The sequence below is a fragment of the Rugamonas rivuli genome, from assembly GCF_009380165.1.
In the GTDB taxonomy this organism is placed as follows: Bacteria; Pseudomonadota; Gammaproteobacteria; order Burkholderiales; family Burkholderiaceae_D; genus Rugamonas; species Rugamonas rivuli.
In genome coordinates this window covers 1-246 of sequence record NZ_WHUF01000039.1, presented here as the reverse complement: position 1 = coordinate 246, position 246 = coordinate 1, and the positions used below count along the sequence as shown (strand labels likewise).

General features: G+C 49.2%; 1 rRNA gene. It reads left to right on the top strand.

Going from position 1 to position 246, the window contains the following annotated elements:
* Positions 1-246 (top strand): 23S ribosomal RNA (locus tag GEV01_RS30650); the annotation flags it as partial.

The following is a 246-nucleotide window of genomic DNA, read 5'->3' as shown; positions in this document are numbered from 1 at the left end:
ATAGGTATGCAAAGCGAACGCGGCGAACTGAAACATCTAAGTAGCTGCAGGAAAAGAAATCAACCGAGATTCCCAAAGTAGTGGCGAGCGAAATGGGAAGAGCCTGCACGTTTTAGCATGACGCATAACAGAATCCTCTGGAAATAGGAGCCATAGCGGGTGATAGCCCCGTATGTGAAATGCGATGTGTGGAACTAAGCGTGCGACAAGTAGGGCGGGACACGAGAAATCCTGTCTGAATATGGG